The 15,948-nt window shown below is 57.4% G+C and carries 12 protein-coding genes; 6 read left to right on the top strand and 6 right to left on the bottom strand.

Features of this window, described 5'->3' with window-relative positions:
* Nucleotides 1–14: 14 nt before the first annotated feature.
* Nucleotides 15–1,721 (bottom strand): 2-isopropylmalate synthase, encoded by a 1,707-nt coding sequence (gene leuA, locus HVA01_RS06480; RefSeq protein ID WP_146874095.1) that lies wholly within the window; start codon nt 1,719–1,721, stop codon nt 15–17.
* Nucleotides 1,722–1,737: 16 nt separating this feature from the next.
* Nucleotides 1,738–2,622, bottom strand: coding sequence for an ion transporter (locus HVA01_RS06485; RefSeq protein WP_146874097.1), 885 nt, complete (start codon nt 2,620–2,622; stop codon nt 1,738–1,740).
* A 182-nt stretch (nt 2,623–2,804) separates the two neighbouring features.
* Between HVA01_RS06485 and HVA01_RS06490 the strand changes: the two genes are divergently transcribed.
* From HVA01_RS06490 to HVA01_RS06515, 6 genes are read left to right on the top strand one after another with little or no spacing between them, the layout of a single operon-like run.
* On the top strand, nt 2,805–5,645 hold the full coding sequence (locus tag HVA01_RS06490) for a monovalent cation/H+ antiporter subunit A (protein WP_146874099.1): 2,841 nt from the start codon (nt 2,805–2,807) through the stop codon (nt 5,643–5,645).
* Nucleotides 5,645–5,977 (top strand): Na+/H+ antiporter subunit C, encoded by a 333-nt coding sequence (locus tag HVA01_RS06495; RefSeq protein WP_146874101.1) that lies wholly within the window; start codon nt 5,645–5,647, stop codon nt 5,975–5,977. Before HVA01_RS06490 ends, HVA01_RS06495 begins: the two co-directional genes overlap by 1 nt.
* A complete protein-coding gene (locus HVA01_RS06500) occupies nt 5,974–7,485 on the top strand; it encodes a monovalent cation/H+ antiporter subunit D (protein ID WP_146874103.1) in 1,512 nt (503 codons plus the stop codon). Before HVA01_RS06495 ends, HVA01_RS06500 begins: the two co-directional genes overlap by 4 nt.
* Entirely contained in the window at nt 7,482–7,979 is a 498-nt protein-coding gene (locus tag HVA01_RS06505; RefSeq protein WP_146874105.1) for a Na+/H+ antiporter subunit E, read from the top strand. Before HVA01_RS06500 ends, HVA01_RS06505 begins: the two co-directional genes overlap by 4 nt.
* Complete coding sequence (locus HVA01_RS06510; protein ID WP_146874107.1) at nt 7,973–8,242, top strand: K+/H+ antiporter subunit F; 270 nt, start codon at nt 7,973–7,975, stop codon at nt 8,240–8,242. Before HVA01_RS06505 ends, HVA01_RS06510 begins: the two co-directional genes overlap by 7 nt.
* 22 nt (nt 8,243–8,264) lie before the next feature.
* Nucleotides 8,265–8,651, top strand: a complete 387-nt coding sequence (locus HVA01_RS06515; protein WP_146874109.1) for a Na+/H+ antiporter subunit G — start codon at nt 8,265–8,267, stop codon at nt 8,649–8,651.
* A gap of 273 nt (nt 8,652–8,924) precedes the next feature.
* Here HVA01_RS06515 and serB read toward each other — a convergent pair whose 3' ends face one another.
* The 4 genes from serB to pgi form a co-directional block, all read right to left on the bottom strand.
* The gene (gene serB, locus HVA01_RS06520) at nt 8,925–9,845 is read right to left on the bottom strand and encodes a phosphoserine phosphatase SerB (protein WP_146874111.1); all 921 of its coding nucleotides are present in this window, start codon (nt 9,843–9,845) and stop codon (nt 8,925–8,927) included.
* A 20-nt stretch (nt 9,846–9,865) separates the two neighbouring features.
* Nucleotides 9,866–12,118: a DNA topoisomerase IV subunit A gene (parC, locus tag HVA01_RS06525; RefSeq protein WP_146874113.1), complete on the bottom strand. Its 2,253-nt coding sequence runs from the start codon at nt 12,116–12,118 to the stop codon at nt 9,866–9,868.
* Nucleotides 12,119–12,124: 6 nt separating this feature from the next.
* The gene (gene parE / locus HVA01_RS06530) at nt 12,125–14,020 is read right to left on the bottom strand and encodes a DNA topoisomerase IV subunit B (protein WP_146874115.1); all 1,896 of its coding nucleotides are present in this window, start codon (nt 14,018–14,020) and stop codon (nt 12,125–12,127) included.
* Between the two features lie 160 nt (nt 14,021–14,180).
* Nucleotides 14,181–15,863, bottom strand: a complete 1,683-nt coding sequence (pgi, locus tag HVA01_RS06535; RefSeq protein WP_146874117.1) for a glucose-6-phosphate isomerase — start codon at nt 15,861–15,863, stop codon at nt 14,181–14,183.
* Between the last annotated feature and the right edge of the window lie 85 nt (nt 15,864–15,948).

Below are 15,948 nucleotides of genomic sequence, written 5' to 3' on the forward strand. Positions count from 1 at the left end.
AAAACGCTATCTGGCTACCCCAACGTCTCCGCCGTGACATTGGCGGCGGGCGCCTGGGTCGAATGGTGGCGATTGATAGCACTCAGGACGCCTTTCATGGAGGCGCTGGTAATGCTCTCATCGGTGCCTACCCCAAACACCGCTTTACCATCAATGCGCACTTCCACGTAGGCGATGGCTTCGGCATCGGCGCCCTGACCGCGGGAGTGTTCATGGTAGTCGATAATTTCCACATCGTGCCCGGCGGCGGCCAGCGCTTTAACAAAGGCGGCTAGCGGGCCGTTGCCTTCGCCGCTGAGCGTTTGCCTTGCGCCGTTCTCTTCAATGACGGCGTCCAGCGTGACTTTGGGGCTGTCGGGCTCGGACGACAAACGGTGGCTCACTAGTGCAAAGGGCGCGCTTTGCGCCAAGTATTCGTCAGCGAACGCCTGATAAATCATCTGCGCGGTGATTTCTTTACCGGTGCGCTCTGCCACTTCCTGCACTACCTGGCTAAATTCAATAGATAGCCGACGTGGCAACTCAATGCCGTGCTCTTGCTCAAGTAGATAAGAAACGCCGCCCTTCCCAGACTGGCTGTTAACCCGAATAACGGCTTCGTAGCTGCGGCCAACGTCCAGCGGGTCAATCGGCAGATAGGGCACATCCCACAGCGCGTCGGGATTCGCGCGGCGATCCGCCATGCCTTTTTTGATCGCGTCCTGGTGGGAGCCGGAGAAAGCGGTAAATACCAAGTCCCCCACGTAGGGGTGGCGCGGGTGCACCGGCAGCTGGTTGCAATACTCCACTTCGCGCATGATCGGGGTGATATTGGAAAAATCGAGCTGGGGGTGAACGCCCTGGGTATACATATTCATCGCCAGAGTAACGATATCGACGTTGCCGGTACGCTCGCCGTTGCCGAACAGCGTACCCTCAACGCGGTCAGCCCCTGCCATCAGCGTCAGCTCAGCGGCCGCGACACCGGTGCCGCGATCGTTATGGGGGTGAACGCTGACAATTAGATGATCACGGTTGTTGACGTGGCGGCAGAACCATTCAATTTGGTCGGCGTAGTTATTGGGGGTTGCGACCTCCACGGTGGCCGGCAGGTTAACGATCATGCGCTTCTCAACACTCGGCTCAAACGCATCCATAACGGCTTCGACAATCTCGACGGCGAAGTCCATCTCGGTAGTGGTGAAAAGCTCCGGCGAGTACTGAAACGTCCAGTTGGTTTCCGGCGCGCTTTCCATCTGCGCGCGGATCTGCTGGGTCGCCTCCACGGCGATTTGCACGCACTCAGGCTTATCGACGTTGAACACCACCCGACGGAACATTGGATCGGTGGCGTTATAAACATGGACGATGGCATTTTGAGCACCTTTTAGAGCTTCAAAGGTGCGTTCGATCAAGTGCGGGCGCGCCTGGGTCAGGACTTGAATGGTCACATCGCCGGGGATCTTGTCTTGCTCGATCAACGAGCGCACAAAATCGAAATCGGTTTGCGACGCAGAGGGAAAGCCTACTTCGATCTGTTTAAAACCAACGCTGAGCAGCAGGTCGAATAAGCGCTGCTTGCGCTCATGATCCATGGGGTCGATCAGCGACTGGTTGCCGTCTCGAAGGTCAACGCTGCACCAGATAGGCGGCGTTTCGATCCGCTGGCTTGGCCATTGCCGGTCGGGTAAATCAACGGCCACGAAGGGGCGGTACTTTTTGGCTGGGTCAGTCAACATCATGGCGGCTCTCCTAAAATCAGTCAGTTGTGGGCTTATTGTACTTACTGCCCGCGTCGTTCTGGTGCGTGGGGGCTGTCGAATATGCTTGAGCGAGGGCTGACTCCATGCGGTCAAGCTGTGTTTTCAGCCCGCGAACATCATTGCGCAGCGACTGTAGCTCGGCTTCTTCGCCTTCGCCGTTGTCCAGCGCCATTTGCGCGCTCTCTTTCTGCATAACATCCAATACGATACCGATCATCATATTGAGAAATATAAACGCCGTAAGAAAAATAAAGGTCAGGTAATAAAGCCAGCTCCAGGCATACATCTCTTGAGTGGCATACATCACGTCTGTCCAATCTTCAAAGGTGGCAATGCGAAACAACGTCAGCATCGCTGTCGAAATATTCCCCCATAGGAACTCATCGATATCGGCAAACAAAAAGCTGCCAATGGCGGCGTAAATATAGAAGATGATAAACATCAGCAGGACCACATAGCCCATTCGCGGTATCGACTTCACTAGGGCGCCGAGCAGCATCTGTAGCTCGGGGATCATCGACACCAGGCGCAATACCCGGAAAATCCGCAGTAACCGCGCCAACAGGACCATTTCCGATTCGTCCATGGGGATCAAACTGGCGGTCACAATCAGAAAGTCGAAAATGTTCCAGCCGCGCTTGAAAAAATCGCGCAAGGTGCGCTCGGCGGCCATCCGAATTAAAACCTCCACCAGAAAAAACACGGTGATGGCAATATCCAGATAGCTCAGCCATTGCTCAATCCGGGTGGTTTCTTCGTAAGTCTTTGCGCCGATCACCAGGGCCGAGATAACGATAATGGCAATCACCACCGCTTCGAAAAGCTTGTTGGAGCGCAGCTTTTCAAAGCGGGCCTGCCAGGTAGTAAAGGGCTCGCTCATGTAACAAAAAATCTCTTAACGGTTAGTTCGGCTAGGGCCGGTCACTTTATACTAAAATTACACACCTACTACACAAGTGATATCCTGCTGTTTCACCTAATGTATCCTGTGCTGCTAGAACGCCTTCTTAGGCGCCCTATTGGCACTCTTTTGACTTTAACTTTAGCCGCTGGATGGATCCCATGACACTGCTGTGGATAGCCTTATTGCCTCTGCTGGGCGTACTGGTGCCGACACTCACCGCAGGGCGCGGTCGCCGTTACTGTTCACTGGCCACGGCCGTGCTGCCCGCTGTTGCGTTAGTAATGACGCTACTTAACGTGCCAGCGCTGCTAGACGGTGAGCAGCTGCGTTTTTCGGCCTCCTGGATGCCAGAACTGGCGCTCGACCTAGCCTTTCGCCTGGATGGGCTATCGCTGCTGTTCAACCTGCTGATTCTCGGCATTGGCCTGCTGATCATTTTGTATGCCCATTACTATTTAGCCAAAGATGAGCCCTTTGGTCGATTCTACGCTTTTTTGATGCTTTTTATGGCGTCGATGGTGGGCATTTCCATGTCCGACAACCTGATTCTGCTCTGGCTATTCTGGGAGTTAACCAGTCTATCGTCATTCTTACTGATCGGCTTTTGGTCGCACCAGTCAGACGCCCGTAAAGGCGCACGTATGGCGCTCACCGTTACCGGTGCGGGTGGCCTTGCGCTACTGGCAGGCCTGTTGCTGCTGGGCGATATGGCGGGCAGTTTCAATATGGGGGACGTGCTCGCCAGCGGCGAGGTCATTGTTGCCGACCCGCGCTATCCGCTAATGCTCGGCTTGGTATTGCTGGGGGCGTTTACCAAATCGGCCCAGTTCCCGTTCCATTTTTGGTTGCCCCACGCCATGGCGGCCCCTACGCCGGTATCGGCCTACCTGCATTCCGCCACTATGGTTAAGGCGGGCATTTTCCTCATGGCGCGGCTGCACCCCGCCATTGCGGGTAGCGAACTGTGGAGCGTGGTCGTCTCGCTGGTCGGCATCGTCACCATGCTATATGGCGCCTGGTTTGCGCTGATGAAAACCGACCTTAAAGGCATTTTGGCGTTTTCTACCGTTAGTCATTTGGGATTGATCACCGTGCTGCTGGGTATCGGCAGCCCCATGGCGATTTTGGCGGCCCTGTTCCACATTCTGAATCACGCCACCTTTAAAGCCGCGCTGTTTATGAGCGCCGGGATTATCGATCACGAAACCGGCACCCGGGAACTGAAACAGCTCGGCGGGCTGAAAAAAGCCATGCCGGTGACGGCGCTATTGACCACATTGGCGGCGGCCGCCATGGCGGGGGTACCGCTCTTTAATGGCTTCTTGTCCAAAGAAATGTTCTTTACCGAATCGCTGGCGACCCCGGTTTTAGGTGGCCTAAGCTGGCTACTGCCTGCGTTAGCAGCTCTCGGTGGGATTCTCTCGGTGGCTTACTCGCTGCGCTTGGTACACGCCGTTTTCTTTAAACCTGCCCGCGAAGCACCGCCGAAAGCACCCCACGAGCCGCCGCATCTGATGCGCCTGCCGGTGGAAATATTGGTCGTCTTGTGCGTAGTAGTGGGGCTGTTCCCGGCCTTTATGGCAACGGGGCTGTTAGAGCTCGCCAGTCAGGCGGTGATCGGTAGCCCGCTCGACTTCCACCTGGCCATTTGGCACGGCGTGAATCTGCCCCTCATGATGAGTTTGCTGGCCTTTGTCGCTGGCATTGCGCTGTATTGGCGCCATGGCGATGTACGCCGCTTCACCCAGCAGTTTGTCGGGGTCGATGCCAGGCGTGTCTTTGAGCGCATTCTCGTGGCTATCGGTTATCGCGCCGAGCAGCTCGTTGCCCGCCTCGAAGGCAATTCGCTACAGCGCTACGTGGGCTGGCTCTGGCTGGGAGCACTGGTGATGGGCGGGGTTGGTCTAGTGCAGATCACCGATTTAACGGGTGCTGCTGGCAATCAAGCAATAGATGGCATTCTTATCCTGGGCGCTGGCATGTTGATGTTTGGCGGCGTGGCTACGGCCGCTACCCACCGTTACCGGTTAATTTCTCTGTTAATGCTGTCGGTGGTGGGACTATTTGTGGCCCTCACCTTTGCGCGTTTCTCGGCGCCCGATCTGGCGCTTACACAGCTGTCGGTGGAAGTCGTGACCATGATTCTGCTGATGCTGGCGCTGTTTTTCCTGCCTCAGAAGACCCCGCGCGAATCCAGCCCGCTGCGTAACGTCCGCGACCTGCTACTGGCGGGTTCGCTGGGGTTGGTGGTCGCTAGCCTTAACTACGCGGTCATGACCCGCGAGACGCTGTCGATTTCCAACTTCTTCATCGAAAACAGCAAGCCCGGCGGTGGCGGCTACAACGTGGTGAACGTTATTTTGGTCGACTTCCGTGGTTTCGATACGCTGGGGGAAATCACCGTGCTGGCCCTGGCCGGCTTGGCCATCTTCAAGCTGTTGAATCGCCTGAGGTTGTTTATCCCTCACAGCGATGGGGAAGGACGCGTATGGTCGCCTGACCGCCATCCGGCAATTTTGACCTCGATCGCCATGACGATACTGCCGCTGGCGTTATTAGTCTCTGCGTTTATTTTCCTGCGTGGCCATAACCAGCCTGGTGGCGGTTTTATCGCCGGGTTGATTACCGCCGTTGCCCTGATCTTGATATACATGGCACGGGGCGTGGCCTGGGCACAAGAGCGCCTGGACTTCCCCTTCCAACCGGTGGCCGTCATCGGGGTGGCCATTGCCACACTAACGGGGTTGGGTAGCTGGCTGTTTGGTCACCCGTTCTTAACCTCCGCGTTTGGCTACTTCAAACTCCCGCTGATCGGCACCTTTGAACTGGCCACCGCCCTGCTGTTTGACCTGGGCGTCTACCTAGCGGTGGTAGGCGCGACGCTGATGATTCTTGCCAACCTGGGCAAAGTCACCACCGCCCACCGTCCGGTCACTGAGGCGACAGAAAAAGACGCAAATGCGACCGCAGCCTCTTCTTCCCCCCAGGAGCCTCGCTAATGGAACTGCTTTATGCGATGACCACCGGTGTACTCACCGCCTGTGGCCTTTACTTAACGCTGCGAGGCCGCACCTTTCCCGTGGTCGTTGGCCTCACGCTGTTGTCTTACGCCGTGAATTTGTTCCTGTTTTCGATGGGCGGATTAACCACTGACGGCCCCGCGATTGTGTCGGAGGGTTCCAACTACGCCGACCCGCTGCCCCAAGCGCTGGTACTCACCGCGATAGTGATCGGCTTTGCGATGACCGCGTTCGTGGTGATTCTGGCCATGCGGGCGCGCAGTGAAGTGGGCAACGACCATGTCGACGGTAACAAGGAAGACCGAGAATGATGCAGCACCTGATTGTTTTTCCTATTGTGATACCGCTTGTCGCGGGCATATTACTGCTCTATCAGCGCCAGGGATTAGTCCGCTACAAGCGCGCGGTGAGTGTGACCGCCTCGGTGCTACTGCTGCTGGCAACGATTGGCTTATTACGCCAAGCGGCCAGCGGTGACATCACCTACTACGCCCTGGGTGATTGGCAGGCGCCGTTCGGCATTGTGCTGGTGCTAGACCGCCTCTCGGCATTAATGCTGCTGCTAACGGCCGTTCTGGCCGTGGGCGCGGTGGTGTTTGCCTGCGCGGGTGACGATGAAAAAGGCAGTAACTTCCACGGCCTGTTCCAGTGGCAGCTGCTGGGCATTAACGGGGCCTTTTTAACCGGCGACCTATTTAACCTCTTCGTCTTCTTTGAAGTCCTGCTGCTGGCGTCTTACGCCCTGCTGCTGCACGGCGGTGGCAAAGCGCGCATTCAGGCCAGCGTTCACTACGTGGTGCTCAATCTGGCGGGCTCTTCGCTGTTCTTGATCGCAGTGGGGATCCTGTATGGCGCCACGGGCACGCTTAACATGGCCGATATGGCCAACCGGGTGGCGGCACTACCCGCCGAGCGCGAGGGTTTAGTGACCGCTGGCGCACTCATGCTGCTGGTCGTATTTGGCTTAAAAGCGGCGATTCTGCCGCTCTACTTCTGGCTGCCCAAAGCCTACGCCTCGGCACCTGCGCCGGTGGCGGCGCTGTTCGCGATCATGACCAAAGTGGGTGTCTACGCCATTCTGCGTGTCTATTCGCTGATTTTTGGCGATAGCGCTGGCGGTCTGGAAGCGTTGGAACAACCCTGGGTATGGTGGCTATCACTTGGCACCCTGGCAGCCGCCGGCGTTGGCGTGATGGCCGCGCGGGACTTACGCCTGCTGGTTGCTTATCTGGTGCTGGTATCGGTAGGCACCCTGCTGGCGGGTATCGGGCTGCGCTCACCCCAGGCGGTTTCGGCGCTACTCTACTACTTGATCCACACCACGCTGGTTACCGGTGGCCTATTTCTACTCGCCGAAATGATTGGCCTGCAGCGTGGTAAAGCAGGCACTCGCTTGGTGAAAGGCCGCCCCATGGTGCAGGGTGCAGGGCTTGCCGTGCTGTTTTTTGTCGGCGCTATCGCCGTGGCAGGTATTCCGCCGTTTTCCGGCGCTTTGGGCAAGGCATTAATGATGAATGCCGCCGAGGGCACGCAGCGCCTATGGCTCTGGCCGCTGCTGCTGCTGACCAGCTTGGCGTCGCTGATTGCCCTTTCACGGGCGGGTTCCACGTTGTTTTGGCGCAGCCACCGTGGCAATGTCAGCGGTACGCCGCTTTCTCGCCGCCAGTGGTTTGGGGTGCTTTGGCTACTCAGCGCGGCGCCGCTATTAGTGGTATTCGCGGGGCCGGTCAGCAGCTATACACAGGCAACAGCTGAGCAATTAACCCACCCGCAGGTGCTGATTCGCACGCTACTGCCCGATGCTGGAGATGCCCAATGATCACCCCGCGTTCCTGGCTGCCCACGCCTGTTTTATCGATCTTATTGCTTGTCGTTTGGCTGTTACTGGTACGCAGCTACGCCTTTGGTCAGTTTGTGCTTGGGGGCTCCTTGGCTATTTTGATCCCCTTGCTGACCCGCCGCTTTTGGGATGCACGGCCACGTATCGCCAAACCTTTCGCCCTGCTGCGTTTTATCTTCCGGGTGCTGGGCGATATCGTCACCGCCAACTTTGAAGTGGCCTACTTGATTGCCAACCCTTGGCGCAAACTAAAACCCCACTTTATTGAATACCCACTGATGCTCGAAGAGCGCTTTACGATCACGCTACTGGCCAGCACGATCAGCCTTACCCCCGGCACCGTCTCTGCCAATTTACGATTAGACGGTAAGTCACTGCTGATTCACGCCTTAAATGTAGACGATGAAGAAGCGCTGATTAGCCAGATTCGCGAGCGCTACGAACGTCCGCTCAAGGAGATTTACGAATGTTGAGCATTGCGCTTTACATCACCCTCGCCCTGGTCGTGCTGGCACTCCTGATGAACCTTTATCGGCTCACCATCGGCCCCAGCCTCCCCGACCGCGTGCTCGCGCTGGACACCATGTACGTTAACTCGATTGCGCTAATCGTACTGTTGGGGCTCTGGCTTAACAGCAAAACCTATTTCGAGTCGGCGCTGTTGATCGCGATGTTAGGTTTTATCAGCACGGTGGCCGTGTGCAAATATATTCTGCGCGGAGATATCATCGAATGATTTATATGTGTCAGGGGGAACTATGTCAGTAATCATTGAAGCGATTATTTCGCTGCTGCTGATCGCGGGCGGTATTTTTGTGTTTATTGGCTCGCTGGGGATGGCCCACCTACGCGATTTTTATATGCGCCTGCATGGCCCCACCAAAGCGACCACGCTAGGCATCGGCTGCATGCTAATCGCGTCAATGCTGTATTTCTGGAGCGTGGACGGCAAACCGGATATCCAGGAACTGCTGATTACGCTGTTCCTGTTTATCACCGCGCCGGTCAGCGCTCACCTGCTCGCCAAGTCGGGCTTGCACCTGAAGTTAAAACACGCCGATAAAACCCAGGGTAAGCCGGTAGAGCTACGTCCTGAAGAAGTAGGCGACAAACCGGTGCCGCACCCGGATAAAGGCCACGGATGAAACGATAACAATAAAAACGCCTACTTAAGTGAGCGGCAGCTTTAGCTCGCAGCTTGCCAGCCTGATGAGACTAAGGGGTGCCTTCGGCACCCTTCGCGCGCTGAAGCGCCCTCCTACAACATGGGCCCAGCTCAGGTGGGAGGTAGCTTTAGCTCGCGACGATTTAGTCTGCCAGCCTTACAACCTTGAGAACCTTTCGCCGACGTGTCGGACCACCGAAGTGTCGGATCACGCTGAAGCTTCCTCCCACAATTAGTTTTCAGCCGCATTACTTTACGGGGTTAAATCCTGCTGATGGTAGCCCAGCAGATAGAGCACCCCATCAAGACCCACCGCGGAAATCGCCTGGCGCGCCTTGGCGCGCACCATGGGCTTAGCGCGGAATGCGACCCCCATACCTGCCTTGGCGAGCATTTTTAGATCATTGGCTCCGTCGCCCACGGCAATGGTTTGAGCCAGGCTAAAACCTTCACGTAGCGCAATGGTTTCCAACAGCTCGGCTTTACGTTCGGCGTCCACAATAGGCTCACTCACGGCGCCGGTGACCTTGCTATTTTCAATGACCAGCTCGTTGGCGTGAATTTCGTCAAAGCCAAGCGTTGCCTGTAAATGGTGGGCAAAGTAGGTAAACCCGCCGGAGAGGATCGCGGTGCGGTAGCCCAAGCGCTTTAGATTAGCCATCAGCCGTTCAACGCCCTCCATCAGCGTTAACTCGGCGGCTATCTCGGCCAACACAGATTCATCCAAACCGGCTAGTTTGCTCATCCGCTCGCGGAAGCTCGCCTTAAAATCCAGTTCGCCACGCATAGCACGCTCGGTAACTTCAGCGACTTCGTCACCCACGCCATGGCGGCGCGCCAGTTCGTCTATCACTTCGGCCTTGATCAGCGTGGAATCCATATCGAAGCAGACCAAACGGGGCTGAACGTGATCGCGAGTATCGGCCTGGATAACCACATCCACGCTCAGTGTTTCGCTGAGTACCAGCGCGGCATTGCGCACAGCCTCGACGTCCACTTCACCCACTAGACGCTGCTCAATGCAGTCGATGCGCGCGCCATGCTGTCTGTCGGCAAGGCGCTGAGTACTCTTCTCCTGCAGACCAAACTGCACTACTAAGGCGTTTACCTGGGCCTGAATCTCCGCGGTCAGACGCGGCGCTAAAACGGTTAGGATCAAATCACCGCGTGCCATCACTTAGCTCCTGCCATTAGTTACTCTCCTGCCTCTAACCGATCAACTTTTTGGAAGCCGCGGGGCAGCTTGCTGCCGCGACGGCCGCGCTCGCCGCGATAATACGCCAGATCGTTGGCTTTAAGCGTTAGCTTACGCTTACCGGCATGAATAACGAGCGCATCGCTTGCCTCCAGCACGACAATGCCGCCAGCATACTCTTCCCGGCGGGCAGCCCGCGGGCCGGGAATATCGAGCATTTTATTGCCTTTGCCTTTGGCCATCTCGGGCAGTTGATCCAAGGGGAACAGCAGTAGTCGGCCTTCGTTGGAGACCAAAGCGACCCATAGCTCATCGCCGTTAGGCACTTCAACCGGGGCCATGACATTGCAGCCTTTGGGCAAGTTAAGTACCGCTTTGCCCGCTTTGTTTTTACCGGTGAGCGTATCGAGACGCGCCACAAAGCCGTAGCCGCCGTCGGTGGCCAGTACAAAGCGCCGCTCTGGTGGCGCAAACATCAGCCCGGCCATTTTGGCGCCAGCGGCCACGTTGGCACGCCCGGTAACCGGTTCACCCTGGCCGCGGGCGCTAGGTAAGTTATGCGCCGAGAGCGTATAGGCGCGCCCCGTGTCATCCAACAGCACCAGCGGCTGATTGGTTTTACCTTTTGCGGCCAGCTGGAAGCTATCGCCGGCTTTGTAGGAGAGCCCTTCAGGGTCAATATCATGCCCCTTGGCGGCGCGAATCCAGCCTTTATCCGAGAGCACCACGGTAATCGGGTCAGCGCCCAGCAGTTCGACCTCGGAGAGCGCTTTGGACTCTTCGCGCTCGACCAGCGGTGAACGGCGCTCATCGCCATGCTCTTTACCCGCCGCGCGGATTTCTTTTTCGATCAGCGTGGTCAGCTTGGCTTCACTACCCAGCAGGCCTTGTAGGTACTTGCGCTCTTTTTCCAGCTCGTCCTGCTCACCGCGAATTTTCATCTCTTCGAGTTTGGCAAGATGCCGCAGGCGCAGCTCTAGAATAGCTTCAGCTTGGCGCTCAGAGAGACTAAACGTCGCCATTAGCGAGGCTTTAGGCTCATCTTCTTCGCGAATAATGCGAATCACTTCGTCCAGGTCCAGGTAGGCGATCAACAAGCCTTCCAGGATATGCAGCCGATCTTCGACTTTGCCTAAGCGGTGCTCTAACCGGCGGCGTACCGTGCTGCGCCTGAACTGCAGCCACTCGCCCAGCATTTCGGGCAGCGGCATGACCCGCGGGCGGCCATCCAGGCCGATCACGTTCATGTTCACCCGCACGTTCTTTTCCAAGTCAGTGGTGGCGAACAGGTGCGCCATCAGCGACTCAACGTCGATGCGGTTGGAGCGCGGCTCAATCACCAGGCGCGTCGGCTCTTCGTGGGTCGATTCATCGCGCAGGTCCGCCACCATGGGTAGCTTTTTGGCCTGCATTTGCGCCGCAATCTGCTCCAGCACTTTGGCGCCGCTGACCTGGTAAGGCACGGCGGTGATAACGATATTGGCTTCTTCGCGCTCATAGCGGGCACGTAGCTTGACCGAGCCACGGCCGGATTCGTAAAGCTTACGCAGATCCGCAGGCGGGGTAATAATTTCTGCATCGGTGGGGAAGTCCGGCGCAGGCACAAATTCCATTAGATCGGTGGTGGTGGCCTTGGGGTTGCGCAGCAGATGGCAGGTTGCTTCGACAATTTCCGAGACATTATGCGGCGGAATATCGGTAGCCATACCCACGGCAATCCCTGTGCCGCCGTTGAGCAGCACATGCGGCAACTTGGCAGGCAGCACCAGGGGTTCCTGCATGGTGCCGTCAAAGTTGGGCGCCCAGTCGACGGTGCCTTGGCCCAGTTCGCCAAGCAGCACTTCGGCAAATTTGGAGAGCTTGGCCTCGGTGTAGCGCATGGCGGCGAAGGATTTAGGGTCATCGGGGCTACCCCAGTTGCCCTGGCCATCGACCAGCGGGTAGCGGTAGCTAAACGGTTGCGCCATCAGCACCATGGCTTCGTAGCAGGCGCTGTCGCCATGAGGATGAAATTTACCCAGCACGTCGCCGACGGTACGCGCCGACTTTTTGTATTTGGCGTTGGCATGCAGCGCCAGCTCGCGCATGGCGTAAATGATCCGCCGCTGTACGGGTTTCATACCATCGCCAATGTTGGGCAAGGCGCGGTCGAGAATCACGTACATTGAGTAGTCGAGGTACGCTTTTTCGGTGTAGTCGCGCAGGGAGAGTTGTTCTACGTCTCCCTCCGCTACTTGAATATCCATGGTCATCGGGGGTTATACCTCAATGTCTGCGAGATTGCCGTAATCTTCCAGCCACTTTTTACGGTCACCGGCGCGCTTTTTGGCCAGCAGCATATCCATCATCTCCAGGGTGCCGTCGCCTTCCGTCAAGGTGAGCTGCACCAGGCGCCGGGTTTCCGTCGACATGGTGGTTTCTCGCAGCTGCAGCGGGCTCATCTCACCCAGGCCTTTAAAGCGCTGTACATTGGGGGTACCGCGTTTGGTAGCCAATTGCTTGAGAATCGCGGCCTTTTCGCTCTCATCCAGGGCGTAGTGCACTTCTTTGCCCAGGTCGATGCGGTAGAGCGGCGGCATCGCCACATAGACGTGACCCGCATCTACCAAGCTTGGAAAATGACGCACAAACAGCGCGCACAGCAGCGTGGCGATATGCAGGCCATCGGAGTCGGCGTCGGCGAGAATACAGATCTTGTGATAGCGCAGTTTTTCCAAGTCGGCGCTGCCGGGGTCGGCGCCAATGGCAACCGCGATATCGTGAACTTCCTGCGAGCCGTAAATCTCGTGGGTCTCCACTTCCCAGGTATTCAGGATTTTACCGCGCAGCGGCAGTATCGCCTGAGTCTCGCGGTTGCGGGCCTGTTTGGCACTGCCGCCGGCAGAGTCCCCTTCGACTAAAAACAGCTCGCTCTGGGCAGGGTCTTGGCCGGAGCAGTCCGCCAGCTTACCGGGCAATGCCGGGCCGGACGTCACCTTTTTGCGGGCGACTTTTTTGGCTTTTTTCTGGCGATTCTGCGCAGCGCTAATGACCAGCTCGGCAATCGCTTCGGCTTGATCGATGTGGTGGTTCAGCCAAAGCGAGAAAGCGTCCTTGACCACGCCGGAAACAAAACCGGCAATGGTGCGCGATGACAGCCGCTCTTTGGTTTGCCCGGCAAATTGGGGGTCGAGCATTTTTACCGAGAGCACAAAGGAGGTGCGCTCCCACAGGTCATCGGCGGTGAGCTTGATGCCACGAGGCAACAGGTTGCGGTATTCGCAGAACTCGCGCAGCGCATCCAGCAACCCGGAACGAAAACCGTTTACGTGCGTGCCGCCCTGGGGCGTTGGTATCAGGTTAACGTAGCTTTCCAGTAGCGCCTCGCCGCCTTCGGGTAGCCACTGGATGGCCCAGTCCACGCCGTGCTCATCGTCGCTAAAGTGGCCGATAAAAGGCTCGGGGGGGAGCACTTCGTAACCGTCGGTGGCTTCAACCAAATAGTCGCGCAGACCATCGGCGAACTCCCACTCGGTGGTGGTACCGTCGGGTTCTACCAGCGTGACCTTAAGCCCTGGGCAAAGCACCGCTTTGGCACGCAGCAGGTGCTTCAGCCGCGTCAGCGCTAACTTGGGGCTGTCGAAGTAGCTTTCATCCGGCCAGAAACGCACCAGGGTGCCACTGGCGCGCTTGGGGGCTTTGCCGATTTCGTGCAGCTCTTCGACTTTTGCACCGAACTCGAAGGCCATGGCATGGCGGGCGCCATCGCGGGTGACTTCGACATCTAACCGGCGCGACAGCGCGTTCACCACCGAAACGCCGACGCCGTGCAGGCCGCCCGAGAAGCGGTAGCTGGTGGAGGAGAACTTGCCCCCCGAGTGAAGCTTGGTAAAGATCAGCTCAACACCTGAAACACCATGCTCGGGGTGCAGGTCGATGGGCATACCGCGGCCGTTATCCTGCACTTCGATCCCGCCGTCGCTGTGCAGCTCGACCTTGATCGCCGTGGCGTGGCCTGCCAGCGCTTCATCGACGCTGTTATCAATCACTTCCTGCACAAGGTGGTTGGGGCGGGTGGTGTCGGTATACATACCGGGACGCTTGCGTACCGGCTCGAGCCCGGACAGGACTTCGATGGAACTCGCACCGTACTGAGAGGCATCAAACTGGGTCATGTAACGTCGGTTCCCTGAGAATTAGTGCTGGCAAGCCGTGCTGGTATTCAAAATGAGTCTTAAAATGAGTGAGTGGCGGCTGGCAAAAGGACACAGGATAGCGGAAAAGCAAAAAGCTGTATATCTAGCCATGCTTATTACCAGTGGCGCCGGGGATAGGTCACTCCTGCTCAGCCGCCCAAAACGCTTCAATTAACCCCTTACTGGAGGCATCCATACGCGATAGATCGCCCTGGTGATCAATGATTTTCTGGGTATCGGTGGCAATTTTTTTGCCCAGCTCAACGCCCCACTGATCAAACGGGTTGATATCCCAAATCACCGCCTGGACAAACACCTTATGCTCGTAAAGCGCGATAAGCGAACCAAGGGTAGCGGGCGTCAGCTGGTCGAGCAGCACCGTGGTCGAGGGCTGGTTGCCGCGGTAGCGCTTGTGCTCCGGCCGAGGGCCGTCATCTTCCAGGGCGTCATCGCCGAGCATAAGGACACGGGACTGAGCAAAGCAGTTAGCCAGCGCCAAACGGTGCTGGGCTTTCAGGTGGCGGCGGGTATCCGGGTCTTCCACCTCGTCGTAACGCTTGAGCGGCGCAATAAAATCGCACACCACCGGCTGGGTGCCCTGATGCAGCAACTGATAGAACGCGTGCTGAGCATTGGGTCCCAGCTGCCCCCACAGCACCGGGCAGGTGGAGTAGTTGACCGGTTGTCCCTGGCGGGTAACCGACTTGCCGTTGGACTCCATTTCCAACTGTTCAAGATAAGCGGCGAAATACTCTAACCGCCCGTCATAGGGCAAAATAGAGTGGGCGCGGATATCCAGAAAATTGACGTTCCAGATTCCCGCTAATGCCAGTAGCACGGGTAGATTTTCGGCCATTTCTGCCTCAGCGAAGTGGCGATCCATGGAGTGCGCACCGGCTAAAAACGCGCGGAAATTGTCCATCCCCACCACCAGCGCAATGGGTAAACCAATGGTGCCCCATAGCGAGTAGCGCCCACCTACCCACTCCCAGAAGGTTAACTGGTGGTCGTCAGCAATGCCCCACTCGGTCATTTTCTCCGGGCTCGCCGAGACCCCAATAAAGTGCTGGCGCACCACTAGCTCAGCGCTGATCGGCGTCGCGCCGTGCTGGGTTAACTGGCTCAGCAGCCACTCCCGCGCGGTGTTGGCGTTAGACAGCGTATCAATGGTGGTAAAGGACTTGGACGACAGCACAAAGATAGTGGTTTCAGGATTCAAACGGCTGAGATAATCCGCTAACTGGGAGCCATCCATGGTAGAAGCAAAATGCACCTCCACCGGATGAATATCGTTGGGTCGATAATCCGCTAGCGCATGGGTGACCATTAACGGGCCCAGGTCTGAGCCGCCTACGCCCAGATTAACCACGTGCCGAATCGGCTTGCCGGTGGCACCGCGCCACTGGCCGGCGTGCAACCGGCTGACCAAGCGCTCCATCTGGGCCAGGCTTTCATGCACGGCAGCGACAATATCCTCACCTTCCACTTCAAGCGTGGCATCCGCGGGCAAACGTAACGCGGTGTGTAACGCCGGGCGGTTTTCGCTGACATTCACCCGTTTACCGCTTAGCAGTGCCTCAATGGCCGAAGGCACGCCGGCCTCGCTGGCCAAGGTAAACAGGTGTTCCAGCGTATCGTCATCCCAGCGCTGCTTGGAGAGATCCAGGGTCAAGCCCGCTACCTGACGAGTAAAGCTTTTCCAGCGCGAAGGCTCGGTGCCAAACAACGTTTTCAAGTGAACGTGCTGCAGCGTTTCAGCGTGATGCTTCAACGTCTGCCACGCGGGTAACGTATCGGGGGTAGCGTTTGATGCTGAGGCCATGTGACATCTCCAGTGGCGTCGTTCCATGCAGGGGCTGTTCTGGTTTACTGTTCTGACTGACTGTTCTGACTTACGAAGGACGCGT

The sequence above is a fragment of the Halovibrio variabilis genome (assembly GCF_007991175.1).
In the GTDB taxonomy this organism is placed as follows: Bacteria; Pseudomonadota; Gammaproteobacteria; order Pseudomonadales; family Halomonadaceae; genus Vreelandella; species Vreelandella variabilis.

What these genes read in the sequence shown, in the direction of transcription:
- leuA (WP_146874095.1), bottom strand. Translation starts at nt 1,721, where the DNA reads ATGATGTTGACTGACCCAGCCAAAAAGTACCGCCCCTTCGTGGCCGTT.
- HVA01_RS06485 (WP_146874097.1), bottom strand. Translation starts at nt 2,622, where the DNA reads ATGAGCGAGCCCTTTACTACCTGGCAGGCCCGCTTTGAAAAGCTGCGC.
- HVA01_RS06490 (WP_146874099.1), top strand. Translation starts at nt 2,805, where the DNA reads ATGACACTGCTGTGGATAGCCTTATTGCCTCTGCTGGGCGTACTGGTG.
- HVA01_RS06495 (WP_146874101.1), top strand. Translation starts at nt 5,645, where the DNA reads ATGGAACTGCTTTATGCGATGACCACCGGTGTACTCACCGCCTGTGGC.
- HVA01_RS06500 (WP_146874103.1), top strand. Translation starts at nt 5,974, where the DNA reads ATGATGCAGCACCTGATTGTTTTTCCTATTGTGATACCGCTTGTCGCG.
- HVA01_RS06505 (WP_146874105.1), top strand. Translation starts at nt 7,482, where the DNA reads ATGATCACCCCGCGTTCCTGGCTGCCCACGCCTGTTTTATCGATCTTA.
- HVA01_RS06510 (WP_146874107.1), top strand. Translation starts at nt 7,973, where the DNA reads ATGTTGAGCATTGCGCTTTACATCACCCTCGCCCTGGTCGTGCTGGCA.
- HVA01_RS06515 (WP_146874109.1), top strand. Translation starts at nt 8,265, where the DNA reads ATGTCAGTAATCATTGAAGCGATTATTTCGCTGCTGCTGATCGCGGGC.
- serB (WP_146874111.1), bottom strand. Translation starts at nt 9,845, where the DNA reads ATGGCACGCGGTGATTTGATCCTAACCGTTTTAGCGCCGCGTCTGACC.
- parC (WP_146874113.1), bottom strand. Translation starts at nt 12,118, where the DNA reads ATGACCATGGATATTCAAGTAGCGGAGGGAGACGTAGAACAACTCTCC.
- parE (WP_146874115.1), bottom strand. Translation starts at nt 14,020, where the DNA reads ATGACCCAGTTTGATGCCTCTCAGTACGGTGCGAGTTCCATCGAAGTC.
- pgi (WP_146874117.1), bottom strand. Translation starts at nt 15,863, where the DNA reads ATGGCCTCAGCATCAAACGCTACCCCCGATACGTTACCCGCGTGGCAG.